The 13977-nt window shown below is 61.2% G+C and carries 12 protein-coding genes; 6 read left to right on the top strand and 6 right to left on the bottom strand.

Translation table 11 applies throughout. From position 1 onward, the window contains the following. Positions 1 to 159 precede the first annotated feature (159 nt). Positions 160 to 495 carry a hypothetical protein gene (locus ACQ4MY_RS13845; protein ID WP_008078105.1) on the bottom strand — a complete coding sequence of 112 codons (336 nt, stop codon included), beginning with the start codon at positions 493 to 495 and terminating at the stop codon, positions 160 to 162. A 172-nt stretch (positions 496 to 667) separates the two neighbouring features. On the opposite strand from ACQ4MY_RS13845, the gene ACQ4MY_RS13840 reads away from it, so the two are divergent. Next, positions 668 to 2344 carry a sensor domain-containing diguanylate cyclase gene (locus ACQ4MY_RS13840; RefSeq protein WP_440095502.1) on the top strand — a complete coding sequence of 559 codons (1677 nt, stop codon included), beginning with the start codon at positions 668 to 670 and terminating at the stop codon, positions 2342 to 2344. Between the two features lie 99 nt (positions 2345 to 2443). On the opposite strand, the gene ACQ4MY_RS13835 is transcribed toward ACQ4MY_RS13840, so the two are convergent. Both ACQ4MY_RS13835 and ACQ4MY_RS13830 read right to left on the bottom strand, forming a co-directional pair. Further along, a complete protein-coding gene (locus ACQ4MY_RS13835; protein ID WP_440095500.1) occupies positions 2444 to 3532 on the bottom strand; it encodes a polyamine ABC transporter substrate-binding protein in 1089 nt (362 codons plus the stop codon). Between the two features lie 51 nt (positions 3533 to 3583). Continuing rightward, entirely contained in the window at positions 3584 to 4885 is a 1302-nt protein-coding gene (locus ACQ4MY_RS13830) for an NAD(P)/FAD-dependent oxidoreductase (protein WP_440095499.1), read from the bottom strand. A 159-nt stretch (positions 4886 to 5044) separates the two neighbouring features. Here ACQ4MY_RS13830 and ACQ4MY_RS13825 point away from each other — a divergent pair, with 159 nt between their 5' ends. The 3 genes from ACQ4MY_RS13825 to ACQ4MY_RS13815 all read left to right on the top strand — a co-directional run bounded on the left by ACQ4MY_RS13825 (position 5045) and on the right by ACQ4MY_RS13815 (position 9001). After that, complete coding sequence (locus tag ACQ4MY_RS13825) at positions 5045 to 5932, top strand: LysR substrate-binding domain-containing protein (RefSeq protein ID WP_440095498.1); 888 nt, start codon at positions 5045 to 5047, stop codon at positions 5930 to 5932. A gap of 93 nt (positions 5933 to 6025) precedes the next feature. Beyond that, positions 6026 to 7501 (top strand): DUF1254 domain-containing protein, encoded by a 1476-nt coding sequence (locus ACQ4MY_RS13820; protein ID WP_440095497.1) that lies wholly within the window; start codon positions 6026 to 6028, stop codon positions 7499 to 7501. Between the two features lie 18 nt (positions 7502 to 7519). Next, the gene (locus ACQ4MY_RS13815; RefSeq protein WP_008086834.1) at positions 7520 to 9001 is read left to right on the top strand and encodes a DUF1254 domain-containing protein; all 1482 of its coding nucleotides are present in this window, start codon (positions 7520 to 7522) and stop codon (positions 8999 to 9001) included. A 92-nt stretch (positions 9002 to 9093) separates the two neighbouring features. On the opposite strand, the gene ACQ4MY_RS13810 is transcribed toward ACQ4MY_RS13815, so the two are convergent. Continuing rightward, positions 9094 to 9477, bottom strand: coding sequence for a c-type cytochrome (locus tag ACQ4MY_RS13810; RefSeq protein ID WP_008086835.1), 384 nt, complete (start codon positions 9475 to 9477; stop codon positions 9094 to 9096). 87 nt (positions 9478 to 9564) lie between these two features. Further along, on the bottom strand, positions 9565 to 10896 hold the full coding sequence (locus tag ACQ4MY_RS13805) for a PLP-dependent aminotransferase family protein (RefSeq protein ID WP_440095496.1): 1332 nt from the start codon (positions 10894 to 10896) through the stop codon (positions 9565 to 9567). Positions 10897 to 10987: 91 nt separating this feature from the next. Between ACQ4MY_RS13805 and ACQ4MY_RS13800 the strand changes: the two genes are divergently transcribed. Continuing rightward, positions 10988 to 11881: a DMT family transporter gene (locus ACQ4MY_RS13800; protein ID WP_008086839.1), complete on the top strand. Its 894-nt coding sequence runs from the start codon at positions 10988 to 10990 to the stop codon at positions 11879 to 11881. Positions 11882 to 11884: 3 nt separating this feature from the next. Here the strand turns inward: ACQ4MY_RS13800 and ACQ4MY_RS13795 are convergent, their stop codons facing one another. Continuing rightward, positions 11885 to 12700, bottom strand: coding sequence for a cupin domain-containing protein (locus ACQ4MY_RS13795; protein WP_440095495.1), 816 nt, complete (start codon positions 12698 to 12700; stop codon positions 11885 to 11887). Between the two features lie 132 nt (positions 12701 to 12832). On the opposite strand from ACQ4MY_RS13795, the gene ACQ4MY_RS13790 reads away from it, so the two are divergent. Continuing rightward, positions 12833 to 13351, top strand: a complete 519-nt coding sequence (locus tag ACQ4MY_RS13790; protein WP_008086843.1) for a carboxymuconolactone decarboxylase family protein — start codon at positions 12833 to 12835, stop codon at positions 13349 to 13351. Positions 13352 to 13977: the final 626 nt, after the last annotated feature.

Here is a 13977-nt window from a genome sequence, read left to right as displayed (position 1 = left end):
GTTGCCGAAGGTGGTTCGGATCGTCTGATCGAGCGCCGTGTTGCCGAAGGTGGTTCGGATCGTCTGATCGAGCGCCGCGTCGCATGAGTCTGTGGCGTCACCGCTGCCCCAATAAAAAGCCCGGCCTGATCAGCCGGGCTTTTTGCTGGTTGCCGGCGCTTATTGCGCGGTTTTCAGCTTGACCACGTCACCGGAGATTTTGGTGGTGTAGCCGGTCAGGACCCATGCCCAGAACCAGTTTTCCTGGACTTGGGTGTTGATCATGGCGTCGCCGCCCTTGGCTTTGATCGCGGCGGTCTGGGCGCGGACGAAGCGGCTGTTCTGCTGGATCGGGATAACGCCGAACAGCAGCAGGCCGGTGGCGGTGGCTTCGCTGTGGCCAAGCACGGTGTATTGGCTGCTGTCGTATTGTTGGGTGTTCATCGGGGTGCCGGTGCAACCTGCCAGAACCACACCGAACAGTGCGGCGGCGACTACTTTGCTGAGGTATTTCACTGCAAAACTCCATGGGGAAACGCCCGGGATCCATCTCTCGGGCGGCGCACACTTTACCCAAGCAGCTGGCTCATTGGTATCAACCTCGACAAGTTTCATCAAGCGCTTTACTGGCCAGCGATTGACGATGTCGCCTACCATGGCGCCACGCCAATAAGGACAGCCATCGCCCATGCTCAAAGCCAGTCTGCGAAGCCATCTCACCCTGTGGTTTGCCGGTTTGTCCTTGCTGACGCTGCTCAGCGTGGGTTTCTACGTCGGCCATATCGCCACCGAACAGATGAAGCAGGCCAGCGGCAATGCGTTGTTGAACACTGCGCGGTCGGCTGCCTCTTTGCTGGGGGAACAACTGCGCGAACGGCAGCTGGAGGTCTATCTGCTCAGTCGGGCGCCGCATCTGGAGCGTGGCGACCTGGACAATCCGGCGATATTGAAATCAATGCAGCTGCGCACTCAGGCCCGCAACGAATACGCCTGGATGGGCGTGACCGATGCCGAAGGCACCGTCCACCAAGCGGTCAACGGTTTGCTGGTCGGTCAATCGGTGCAGCAGCGCCCGTGGTTTCAGGCCGGGTTGCGCGGTGAATATACCGGTGATCCGCATGAAGCCGTGCTGCTGGCGAAGTTGCTGCCAAGCACGCCGAATGGCGAGCCGCTGCGGTTCATCGATTTTGCTGCGCCGATCCACAACGCCGACGGTCAGGTGATTGGTGTGCTGGGCGCGCACGCGCACTGGAGCTGGGTCACGCGCATCGTCGAGTCGGCGGCGTTTTCGCACAAAAATTCGGCGCCGGACATCGAAGCGCTGATCATCGATCACGACGGCAAGGTGTTGTATCCCGAAGCGCTGATGGGCCAGCAACTGGCGACGAATGATGCAAAGTCGCCAGGCTGGTCGGTGGGTGACGGTTACCTGACGAGCATGGTGACCGTGCCGACGCCATCCAGCACCGCGCTGACCTGGTCGATTGCGGTTCGCCAGCCACTGGAAACCGCCCTGCAACCGGCGCGTCTGCTGCTGTACAAATTGCTCATGCTAGGGGTGTTCGCCGCAGTGCTGTTCGGGTTGGTGGCGTATTACCTGGCGCTGTACTTGAGCCGTCCCATCGAACAGCTCGCACGCTCGGCCAAACAGGTGCAGGACAACCAGCCCGGCGCGCACTTCCCGCTCCAGCATCCGGTGCGCGAAATCGCACAGTTGGGGCAATCAATCGATGCGATGACGCAATCGCTGCTCGGCAAAGAACGCGAACTGCAGGAAGCCAATGCCTCGCTGGAAGCGACCGTGGCGCAACGCACCGCCGACCTGATGCAAGCCAATGCCGAGCTGCTCAGCCTGGCCACTCACGATGCGCTGACCGGCGTTTACAACCGTCGCCGCTTCGACGAAAAGATCACCGAATACAGCCTGCTGTCGCGACGCACCGGGCGCACGTTCGCGTTGTTGCTGATCGATGCCGATTACTTCAAACGCATCAATGACACACACGGCCATGCGGTCGGCGATGAGGTGCTCAAACAACTGGCGCAGTTGATTCAGGCCAGCCTGCGCACCACCGATTTTGTCGCGCGTTACGGCGGTGAAGAGTTCGCCGTGCTGCTCCCGGAAATCGCCCAGCCCGACACCCCTGAAGTGGTCGCCGAGAAGATCCGCGCAGCCGTCGCTGACGCAGAGTTTGCCAGCGTCGGCCAGGTCACGGTGAGCATCGGCGTAGGCCTGGCCGATCCGGCAGACAACAGCCCCACCGCCCAGATCAAACGCGCCGATCAACAGCTGTATCAGGCAAAAGCGGCCGGGCGCAACCAAGTCGCCTGCCACGACACCCCCAAAACCACCACCCCCCTGTAGGAGCTGCCGCAGGCTGCGATCTTTTGATCTTGATGATAAAAAACCAGAGCAAAAGATCGCAGCCTGCGGCAGCTCCTACAGGGGGACGTGTAGCAAAGGTCAGGTGTTGGTTTTCAGCTTGGTCCACAAGCGTGTCGACAGTCGGGCGATCGCCGCCGGCAGTTCTTCCACGGTGAACAGTTTTTCCATCACGCTTTTCGGCGGATAAATCGCCGTATCCTGCTGCACGTCCGCGTTGAGAAATTCATCCGCCGCACCGTTCGGGTTGGCGTAGTGAATGCTGTTGCTGATGTTGGCGATCACCTTCGGCTCAAGCAGGTAATTCATGTAGGCGTAGGCGTTCTTCTCGTGCGGCGCGCTTTTCGGCATGACCATCATGTCGAACCACAGTGTCGTGCCCTCGTCCGGGATCGAGTAAGCGATGTCGATACCATTCTTCGCTTCCTTCGCGCTCGCAGCGGCCTGGACGATGTCGCCGTTGAAACCGATCACCGCGCAGACGTTACCGTTGGCCAGATCGCTGATGTATTTCGAGGCGTGGAAATACTGGATATACGGGCGGATCTTCAACAGCGCCTGCTCGGCCTTTTTATAATCCGCCGGCTCATGGCTGTGCGGCGGCAGGCCCAGGTAGTTGAGGGTGATCGGCAGCACCTGCGTCGGGTTGTCGATGATGGCGACGCCGCACTGGCTGAGCTTCTTGATAGTGTCTTCGTCGAAGAACATTTTCCACGAGCGGGTGACGTCGGTGTTGCCGAAAATCGCCTTGATCTTCTCGACGTTATAACCAATGCCCGCAGTGCCCCACATGTACGGGTAGCCGTACTGATTGCCCGGGTCGTTGACCTCAAGCTTGTGCAGCAACACCGGATCGAGATTCTTCCAGTTCGGCAGCTGTGACTTGTCGAGCTTCTGAATCGCGCCAGCCTTGATCAGCCGCGACAGAAAGTGGTTCGACGGGCTGACCACGTCATAACCGGTGTTGCCGGTCATCAACTTCGACTCCAGCACTTCATTGCTGTCATGGATGTCGTAGGTGGTCTTGATGCCGGTCGCCTGAGTGAAATTGGCCAGGGTGTCCGGGGCGATGTAGCTGTTCCAGTTGGAGATGTTCACGGTTTCGTCGGCGTAAACCGACGCCGAGCCGGCCGCGAGCACGACCGCCAGGGAAAGTGGATGGATGCGCATGTTCTGTCACCTGAGTTGAGTGGCTTTTGTTCTTGTGCGGAATGCGAAATTTCAGATTTCTGTTCTGGCCCTGACCGCCTCCACGCGCATGCGAAGCATGGCACCGATATCAAAAAAGGGGCGCGGTGGCAGCCAGCCGGGTTCGGCCCGCTGCATCACCGATTGCAACAGCGGCGAGTCAACGCCCGAGGCCAGTTCGGCGAGCAGCCGGCCCCACAAGGTTCCGCGCGCAACGCCGGAACCGTTGCAGCCAGCAACGGCGAAAACGCCCTCCTCGACCCGATCAAAAAACGCCTGGCCACTGCGCGTCGCACTCAAGTGGCCGGTCCAGGTGTACTGAATGTCCTGCTCGCCGAGGAACGGAAAGCGCCGTTGCAAACCCCGAACGTGATGCGCGCGACGGATCGCCAGTTCGCTGTTGCAAAGGTCGCGCGTACGGTATTCGGCGGTGTTGCGGATCATCACGCGCCGATCCGGCGTCAGCCGCACCGTCGCCCCCAGTGGCCGGGTCGACAGCACGCCCCACGGCTCGACGGCGCCGATGGCCTGAAACTCTTGATCGGTAAGCGGTCGGGTCAGGCTGGCGCTGAGTTCCATGGGGAATGTCGAGCTGTTGGCGATTCCGACCCGAGGAATGAATGCATTGAGGCAGACCAGCACCTGCCGGGCCTCGATGCTGCCCGCCACACCGTGGGCGCGCAGCCGGCCCTGACTCAGGCGCTCGAGACCGCTGATGTCGGTGTTTTCGTAGACGGTGATATTGCCCGGCAAAGCGTTGAGCAAGCCTTTGACGTACTTCGCCGGTTGCAGCAAGGCGTTGCCGTTGCCGCAGCGGATCGCGGCCTGGTAGTGCCGGGTGCCCAACTGCTGCGCCAGTGCCGCGCCTTGCACAAACTCCGCTCGCGCACCGAGCGCGCGCAGTGTCGCCAGTTTGGCGTCGACCTGATCGAGCTTGGCCCGGTCGCTCACGGCGAAGTAGTAACCGCTGTCGCGAAAGTCGCAGTCGATGGCATGCCGGGCGATGCGCTGGCGCACTTCTGCGCTGGCCGTGCGCGAAATCATCGTGTCGACTTCAAACCCGGCAAAGCCCGGCGTGCCGATCAATTCGCTGTGCGCCGGATGCTCGTGGGCCACGACAAATCCCGAGTTGCGCGCCGAGGCGCCTTGCGCCGCACGCTGGCGATCGACCACGACAATGCGGGCCTGCGGGTGCAGCTCGGCGAGTGTATGCGCGGCGCTGAGCCCGGTAATCCCGCCACCGATTACCAGCCAGTCGGCCTTTTGCGCGCCACTCAGGCGACCGCGTTCCGGCGAACTGCCGGCCTGCGCGATCCAGCCACATACGTTTTCCATGCTTCACCTCATCGACTGTCGTTCTGCGCCTTGCTTCTGCCCGTCGAGCATGCGTGAATCGCATGCACCACTTGAGAAGATCGTCGCCAGAGCTAGAATCTATTAGGTCTTGGCCTGACCGACCAACGCTATAAAATCATCGAGCCATTCTGAAAACGCATGGATAAAATTCGTCACGCCCCTTCCTTGCAAGCCCTGCAAGCGCTGGTCGAAGTTGCCCGCTGTGGCAGCTTCACCTCGGCTGCGCAAAAGCTGTGTCTGACCCAAAGCGCGATAAGGAGACAGATCCAGCAACTGGAAAGCCACTTCAAGGTCGCGCTGTTCATCCGCACCAGCCGCAGCTTGCGCCTGACGCCGGAGGGCGAGCAGGTGTTGGCCAGCGCCCGCAGCATCCTCGAACAGTTGCAAACCCTCGAAGAACGTCTCGCCCCACAAAAGCGCCCCTTCCGCATCCGCCTGCACGTGTCGCTGGCGGTGCGCTGGCTGCTGCCCAGGCTCAGCGACTTTTACCTGCGCCACCCCGAGGTGTCGCTGGCGATTGAAACCGTTGCCACTGAAGTGGTTGAGCCGGCGAGCGACAGCGATGCCTACATTGTTTATCTGCCGCAGCCGAGCAGCGCTGCCGATTGCCTGACGCTGTTCGAGGAAACGCTGGTGCCGGTGTGTTCACCCAACCTCGCGCACGCACCGCGCTCGATCGACGAGTTGCAGCGCTTTGCGTTGCTGCACCGCTCGGCCGATCGCCAGGCATGGATCGAATGGTTGGCGGCCAATGAGGGCAAACCGCTGGAGGATTACCGGCACATCCCGTTCAACCTCGATGAGCTGGCACTGGATGCGGCGGCGCGAGGATTGGGTGTGGCGGTGACGGACATGACGCTGGCGGCGGAGTCGATCGAGCGCGGGGTATTGGTGGTGCCGTTTGGCGAGCCTTTGAAGACCGGCGGGGTTTATTCGCTGTGCCCGCAGCCTTCAGCGGCCTCGCATCCGGCGTTTGCCGGGGTCATGCAATGGTTTGCCGATCAGGTCGAACACGCGGCAGATTGATGCGTGCAATGCGAGGCCCTGCGCCGGTCGAAACTTCAGCTATCTTTTCTGCGGTTCACCCTCTCCGGGTGGGCCCCCAAGTAAGGATGCTTTATGAACCAAGCCCGCCCTCGTCAGGGCCTGTTTGCCCTGACATTTGCCGCCGCCCTGACCGCCAGCGCTTTGCTCGCAACGCCGCTTTACGCCAGCGAAACCAGCACCATCAGTAACGTTGCCGGCCCCGTCGCCGGCACCAGGGTCACCGAACCCTATGTGCGCATGATGGCGCGCGAGGCGTACTTCTGGGGTTGGCCGATGGCCAATATTTTCAACCGTCGCCAGGCATTCAAGGACCTTCCCGAGCCGGGCTTGATGGGCAGAATTGTGCCGGTGGCGCCGATCAATCGACTGGCAATGCTCAGCGACTACATCGACCCGGCCGAGCGCCTCGTGGCTTGCCCGAATCAGGATGTGGTCTACGGTGCGGGCAGCATTGCTCTGGATCTCGAGCCGGTGGTGCTGCAGGTGCCCGATTTCGGCAGCCGCTTCTGGGTCTACCAAGTGGTGGATCTGCGCTCCGACAGTTTTGCCGAACTCGGCAAAATGTATGACACCCAACCCGGTTTCTACTTGCTGGCAGGCCCGGACTGGAAGGGCGAGGTGCCGGCCGGCATCAACAAAGTCTTCCGCGCACGCACAAACACCGGTTTTGTCATTCCCCGCGTCTTTCAGGACGACAGCGCCGCTGACCGCTCCGCGATTCAGGCTTCGCTGTCCGGCGTCGACATGTATCCGCTGTCGCAATACGACGGCAAGGTCAAACATCGCGACTGGGCAAAGTTGCCAAAATTCCCGGCACAGGCGGCTGGCAGTGGTGAGACCAAATGGGTGATGCCGGAAAAGTTCTTCGATGAACTGCCGGCCCTGCTCAACGACGCCAAACCGCTGCCGGGCGAGGAAGCACGCTACGCGCAAATGGCCGCACTCAGCGCGATTGCCAAAGCCGATCCGCAGCTCAAGGCAGCGATGATCGACGAAGCTAAAAAGGCCGACAGTGAGGTGATCGATCCACTGCTGCAATTTCGCAACTACGGCCTGCCCTTACCTGATCACTGGAGCACCGTCAGCAATGGCGCCGCCTTCGGCACGGACTACTTCAGCCGAACCGCCGTGGCGCGATCAAACATTTTCGTCAACCAACAGAAAGAGACCAAGTACTTCTATCAGGACCTCGACAAGTCCGGCACTCGCCTCAATGGCCAGAATGGCTACAGCGTGACCTTCGCCAAAGGTCAGCTGCCACCGGTCAAGGGTTTCTGGTCGCTGACGCTGTACAACGAACAGCACTTCTTCTCGCCGAACGCGCTCAAGCGCTACTCGATCGGCACCAAGAACAAGGCGCTGCAAGCCAACGCCGACGGCTCACTGACGATCTACGTGCAAAGCGATTCGCCGGGCAAGGACAAGGAAAGCAACTGGCTGCCCGCCCCCAAGGGCGCCGATTTCTCCTTGTACATCCGCGCGTACTGGCCAGAAGCGGCAGCACTGAACGGGCAATGGGTGCCACCTGCCGTTGTGAAAAACAACTGACCTGAACAAGGATGTCGCATGAACAGTATTATCAAGGCTCTGAGCCTGGCCGCCTCGATCAGCCTCAGCGCGCAAGCCGCCACGCATTATCAACAACTGGCTGAGCTGCCTTTCGCCGGGGGTTATCCGACCCTTGAGGGCGTCGCCCAACTGAAGAATGAACTGCTGTTCCAGCGCGCCGTGCAATCGTACATCTGGGCGCTGCCGGCACTGAACATGTACGCCATGAAAGAGGGTTCGGAAAAAGCCTTCGGTGCCGGGTACAACGTATTGCCGATCTGGAAGGATCGGCTCAACGCCAAGACCCGCGTGACCACGCCCAACTCCGATGTGATCTACGCCATGGGCTATCTGGACCTGAAGCAGGACGGGCCGATGGTGATCGAAGTGCCACCGGGTTTGCAGGGCATTCTCGACGATTTTTTCCAACGGCCGATCTGCTCCGAAGGCCACATCGAGGGGCGCCAATGGTGCGGTGACGTCGGCCTGCCGGGGCCAGACAAAGGCAAAGGGGCGAAATATCTGGTGCTTCCGCCGGACTACAAGGGTGACGTGCCAACCGGCTATCTGACCTATCGTTCACGCACCTATGGCGTGTTCGTATTCTGGCGCGGCTTCTTCAAGGATCCGCAACAGCTTGAGGCGCCGGTCACGGTCATGGAGCAGACGCGCATCTATCCGTTGGGCAAACAGGCCAGCGCCAAAGCAATGCAGTTTCCCAATGCTTCGAAAACCCCGGTCAACATGCTTTACCCCACCGACGGCAGCGCGTTCGACATGCTTGCGCGGTTTATCGATCACGAATACGTCGACCCGCAGGACATGGAGATGCGCGGCATGCTCGCGGCGCTGGGCATCATCAAGGGTCAGCCGTTCCACCCGGACGCGGCGACCCGCGAACTGCTCGACAGCGCGGCGAAAACCGCGAGCAAGATCGGCCACGCCATCTCTTACACGCCACAAACCATCGTCGCCAACGGCACCTGGTACCCGGATCGCAAGTGGCTGAACGTGTTCCCCGGCAATGCAACCTTCACAGCCGACACCTTCAACTACATCGATCCACGGACAGGCTTCTTCACCAACGCCTATTCGGCCAGCCCGGGCATGGCGGTGAACATGGAAAACGTCGGCGCCAAATACCCGGCCACGTTCGTCGATGCGCAAGGCGAGTTTCTCTCCGGCAGCAACCACTACACGTTCAACCTGCCCAAAGGCATTCCGGCGGCGTTGTTCTGGTCGGTCACCGCGTATGACTCGATCACGGCGTCTGGTCTGGACAACGGCCAGCCGTTCCCGTCGCTGAACACCATGGACAAACCCGTGACCAATGCCGACGGTTCGATTGACGTGCACTTCGGTCCGCAATCACCGGGCGCCGGCAAGAACTGGATCAAAACCCTGCCGGGGCAAGGTTTCTTTGTGATCCTGCGCTTGTACGGGCCGACCAAGGCGTTCTTCGACAAGGCGTGGAAACCGGGCGATTTGCACAAGCAATAAACCGGTGAGCGCTGCTGCAGCGCTGCGATCTGTTGATGTTGTTTTTACAGGCAAGATCAACAGATCGCAGCCTTCGGCAGCGCCTACAGGGATTACTTGAAGGTTTGCAGGTAGGCCAGCAGGTTGTCGAGTTTCTCTTCGTCGCTCAGGCCCCAGAAGATCATCCGCGTGCCTGGCACCACACCTTTCGGGTCTTTCAGGTACGCCCTTAACGTTTCATCGTCCCAGGTCACGCCCGAGTTTTTCATCGCATCGGAATACACGTAGTTGGCCGATGTCCCGGCAGGTCGGCCGACAATGCCGTTGAGTTGCGGGCCGAAGCCCGGACGCGCCGACTCGCCAACCTGATGGCAGCCACCGCACAGACGCGGGAAGATTTTTGCCCCGGCCTCGGGGTCGCCTGCGGCCTGGGCAGTGGTGGTGAACAGACCTGCACCGAGGATCAGGGCGAGGATCAATGAAGCGCGGTTTTTCATCTGGATTTCCGGATCGGCATAATTCGGGCGGCGCAAGGGTAGCACTTTGTGGCGAGGAGGCTTGCGCCCTCCCCCAACGATCGGGTTTTACAGGTAGGCGCCGATGACCTTTCTGACCGTGATCAACGCCTCGCGCAAAACCGCCAGGCTCACCGAACCCAATGCCAGACGAATCGCGTGCGGCACATGCGTCGACACCGAGAACGGTTCGGCGGTGGTGACGGAAATCTGTTCGTGCATCAACTCCACGACAATCTGATCGGCGCGTACGTCTTCCGGCAGCGGCAACCAGAGGAAATACGAAGCCGGATGGCCTATGTACGGCAGGCCCTTCAACATCTCGGCTGCCAAGGCTTGCCGCGCCTGTGCGTCACTGCGCTTTTGTTGCTCAAGCACGGCGACCGTGCCGTCATCGAGCCAGCCACACGCAATCGCGGTCATGATCCCGGGGGTGTTCCAGGTCGTGGCGCGGATGATGCGCTCCAGCGCCGGCACCGTTTGCGCCGGCGCCGCGATGAACCCGACACGCAAACCGGTGGCGATGTTTTTCGACAGGCCGCAAACGTACACCGTGCGCTCCGGCGCCATCTCCACCAGCGGGCGGGGTGGGTTTTGCACCAGAAACGCGTAGGCCGCGTCTTCGATGATCGTCAGGTCATGCCGACGGGCAATCGCCACCAATTGCTCGCGCTGCTCCAGCGGCATCACCCAGCCCAGCGGATTGTGCAGCGTCGGCATGCTGTACACGGCGCGCACCGAACGGCTGCGGCAGAGCTTGTCGAGGGCGGCGAGATCTGGCCCGTGCTCACTGACCGGGATCGCCACCACTTCCAGATGCAGCGCTTCGGCCAACACTTTGAAGCCGGAATAGGTCAGCGCATCCGCCGCAATCACATCGCCCGGTTTGAGCAGCGCCATCAGCGTCACGGCCAGGCCTTGCTGGGCGCCGTTGACGATCAGCACTTGCTCGGGCTCGACGTTTACACCGCGTGCCGACAGATGCCGCGCCACCGAAGCGCGCTCGTGGCTGCGCCCGGCGTGGGGCTGATAACGCAACAAGGCTTCGAGATCACCGGACAAGGCTAATTGGCGCAAGGCCGTGCGCAGCAGATCCGCCTGACCGGGCAGCGACGGATAGTTGAAATTGAGGTCGATCATGCCGACGGCCACGTCTTTCTGGTCAATGCCCTGCCCTGGTGACAACGACGTTTCGCGCACAAACGTGCCGCGCCCGGTTTCGCCGCTGACCAGCCCCATTGCCTCAAGCTCCGCGTAGACGCGGGACGCCGTGACCAATGCGAGGCCTGCTTGCAACGCCAGTTGTCGATGCGTCGGCAGCCGCGTGCCGGGGGCCAGGCGCCCGGAACGGATGTCCGCCGCATACGTATCAACGATGGTCTTGTAGCGAGAGCGCGGCATGCCGGGATGTATCCATGACAATTTTTTGATTGTGCTGATTCTCGATCATAGGATTCACCCAAGGCAACCCCACTTTTGAGCGCGACCCGACATGGAACGAACCTCGAACCTGAGCAACCCGGCCTTGGAAAAAACCAGCGGCTGGATCAACGGCTTTATCGGCGTAGTCATTTTCAGCGGTTCACTGCCCGCCACACGGCTGGCGGTGCTGGAGTTCGATCCGGTGTTTCTCACCGTTGTACGCGCCGCCATTGCCGGGGTGTTGGCACTGGCCTTGTTGTGGCTGTTTCGTGAACGACGGCCGGCGCGCAATCAGTGGCTGTCGCTGTTCATTGTGGCGATGGGCGTGGTGCTCGGTTTTCCGTTGCTGACCGCATTGGCACTGCAACACGTGACGTCGGCGCATTCGATTGTGTTTGTCGGATTGCTGCCACTGGCCACGGCGATTTTCGGAGTGCTGCGCGGTGGTGAGCGGCCGCGCCCGGTGTTCTGGATTTTCTCGATTCTGGGCAGTGCGCTGGTCGTGGGTTTTGCGCTGTCGCAAGGGTTGACCGCTTCACCCACCGGCGATCTGCTGATGCTCGCTGCCATCGTCGCCTGCGGCCTCGGTTACGCCGAAGGCGCCAAACTGTCGCGAACCCTCGGTGGCTGGCAGGTGATCTGCTGGGCGTTGGTGCTGTCGTTGCCGCTGATGGCGTTGCTGAGTCTGTGGCTGGCGCCCGCCTCGTTCAGCCAGATCAGCCTGTCGGCGTGGCTGTGCCTGGCGTATGTCTCGCTGTTCAGCATGCTGATCGGCTTTGTGTTCTGGTATCGCGGCCTGGCGCAAGGTGGCATCGCCGCCGTCGGCCAGTTGCAGTTGTTGCAACCGTTTTTCGGGCTGGCGCTGGCGGCGACGCTGCTGCACGAACACGTCAGCATCGGCATGCTGGCGGTGACCCTGGGGGTGATTCTGTGTGTGGCGGGGGCGAAGAAATTCGCCAGATAACCTTCAGGCGCCAGCCTTCCACTCGCGCGGACTGAGCCCGGTCTTGCGGCGAAAAGCACGGGCCAGCGCCGACGGGCTTTCATAGCCGACCTCGGCGGCAATCAGCGCAATTGGCCGGCCCTCACGCAAGCGCTTTTGCGCGAGGCTGACCCGCCAGCTCAGCAGATAATCGGCCGGCGTCTGCCCGACCACACGGCGAAACTGCTCGGCAAAACTGGCGCGGGAAAGATTGGCGGCCATCGCCAGCTCGGCGACGCTCCACGGTTTTTGCGGTTGTTCATGCATCAGCGTCAAGGCACGGGACAAACGCGGATCGGCCAGCCCGGCGATCATTCCCGGTTGTTGTTCGCGGCTGCTGATCAGGTGACGCAGGAGCAGAATCACCAGCAACTCGAACAGCCGATCCATCACGGCGAAACGCCCGCAGTGACTGTCGAACGCCTCCTGGAACAGCCACTCCACGGTGCTGCCGAGCTGGGGAATATCAGTGAGTTTGAGCACCAGGTAATCCGGCAGCGCCGCCGCCAGCGCATTGCCAGCACCGCCGTCGAACGTCAGCGTTGCGCAGACCACTTGCGTGGCCATGGCGTCGTCGGCAGACATTCGATGGGCAAAAGGTCGGGGGAAGAAAATCAATAACGGCTCATCAAGACGAACCTCGCGCTCATTGCCCGGTTTGAGCAACAACGCCCCGGCCTGCAATAAATGCACATGCCCGGTCGGCTCGCCGTCATGAACACTGACGCCGCAGAACGTGCCGCTGTGAAAGGTGCCGGCATTCACACCGAAATGGCTGAGCAAGGTTGAAAGGCGATCCATGGACGACTCCGCAGGACAACGCTGGACGATCTGTTGCATATCCTCGACGATTTGCAGCCAATGCACCAGCTGCGCTGCCTAACATGGCTTCCATTCCCGGCGCACATCGCACCGGACACCTGGAGCATCAGCATGAGCCGCATCAACACCATCAGCCTCGACACCGCCACCGACGCCACCCGCACTGTGCTCGACGGCGTGAAGAAAAAGATCGGCTTTTTGCCGAACCTGTTCGCGACCCTGGCCAACGCGCCGGTCGCCCTCGACACTTACGTACAAGCCTCGGCCATCCTCGGCAAAAGCTCGCTGAGCGCCCAGGAAAAAGAAGCGGTGTACCTCGCCACTTCGCAAGTCAACGGTTGCGACTATTGCCTGGCTGCACACACCCTGTTCGGCGGCAAGGCCGGGCTGTCGCCGCAGGACATTCTTGCGGCACGACAGGGCGAACTGAATGCCTACGCCACCCTCGCCTATCAACTGACGGAAAGCCGCGGGCACTTGAACGATGAACAAATCGCCGCCGCCCGCGCCGCCGGCATCGATGACCGCAAGATCATCGAAGTGATTGCCGTGGTAGCGGTGCAGACCCTGACCAACTACCTGAACAACGTGGCACTCACCGATATCGATTTCCCGGCAAGCGACGCCTGATCAGCATTTGCTCCTGCTGCGTTGTGTAGCGGACTTGGTTTTTTGAGATGAAAAGCCAGGGTCGCTGCGCAACCCAACGGGGATAAATCCCCTCGCCACAAATGTGCTGCCTGACGCATCGTGCCTGCCTAAAGAAACCCCTGTGGCGAGGGGATTTATCCCCGATGGACTGCGCAGCAGTCCCCTGCTTTCAAAGCCATAACAAGCCCCCCTGAACACCCCGTCACCGGCAAATCCCCTCACCACAAATGCGCGGCCTGACGCATCGTGCCTGCCTGAAGAAACCCCTGTGGCGAGGGGATTTATCCCCGATGGACTGCGCAGCAGTCCCCTGCTTTCAAAGCCATAACAAGCCCCCCTGAACACCCCGTCACCGGCAAATCCCCTCACCACAAATGCGCGGCCTGACGCATCGTGCCTGCCTGAAGAAACCCCTGTGGCGAGGGGATTTATCCCCGATGGACTGCGCAGCAGTCCCCTGCTTTCAAAGCCAGAACAAGCCCCCCTGATCACCCCGTCACCGGCAAATCCCCTCACCACAAATGCGCTGCCTGACGCATCGTGCCTGCCTGAAGAAACCCCTGTGGCGAGGGGATTTATCCCCGATGGACTGCGCAGCAGTCCCC

This window comes from Pseudomonas sp. SM4 (genome assembly GCF_051913165.1).
Lineage (GTDB): Bacteria > Pseudomonadota > Gammaproteobacteria > Pseudomonadales > Pseudomonadaceae > Aquipseudomonas.
The sequence above is the reverse complement of the archived record's forward strand: the minus strand, read 5'-3'. Positions and strand labels throughout refer to the sequence as shown.

Coding starts and splice junctions, on each gene's coding strand:
- ACQ4MY_RS13820 (WP_440095497.1), top strand. CDS start 6,026: ATGAACCAAGCCCGCCCTCGTCAGGGCCTGTTTGCCCTGACATTTGCC.
- ACQ4MY_RS13800 (WP_008086839.1), top strand. CDS start 10,988: ATGGAACGAACCTCGAACCTGAGCAACCCGGCCTTGGAAAAAACCAGC.
- ACQ4MY_RS13810 (WP_008086835.1), bottom strand. CDS start 9,477: ATGAAAAACCGCGCTTCATTGATCCTCGCCCTGATCCTCGGTGCAGGT.
- ACQ4MY_RS13825 (WP_440095498.1), top strand. CDS start 5,045: ATGGATAAAATTCGTCACGCCCCTTCCTTGCAAGCCCTGCAAGCGCTG.
- ACQ4MY_RS13815 (WP_008086834.1), top strand. CDS start 7,520: ATGAACAGTATTATCAAGGCTCTGAGCCTGGCCGCCTCGATCAGCCTC.
- ACQ4MY_RS13840 (WP_440095502.1), top strand. CDS start 668: ATGCTCAAAGCCAGTCTGCGAAGCCATCTCACCCTGTGGTTTGCCGGT.
- ACQ4MY_RS13790 (WP_008086843.1), top strand. CDS start 12,833: ATGAGCCGCATCAACACCATCAGCCTCGACACCGCCACCGACGCCACC.
- ACQ4MY_RS13835 (WP_440095500.1), bottom strand. CDS start 3,532: ATGCGCATCCATCCACTTTCCCTGGCGGTCGTGCTCGCGGCCGGCTCG.
- ACQ4MY_RS13830 (WP_440095499.1), bottom strand. CDS start 4,885: ATGGAAAACGTATGTGGCTGGATCGCGCAGGCCGGCAGTTCGCCGGAA.
- ACQ4MY_RS13805 (WP_440095496.1), bottom strand. CDS start 10,896: ATGCCGCGCTCTCGCTACAAGACCATCGTTGATACGTATGCGGCGGAC.
- ACQ4MY_RS13795 (WP_440095495.1), bottom strand. CDS start 12,700: ATGGATCGCCTTTCAACCTTGCTCAGCCATTTCGGTGTGAATGCCGGC.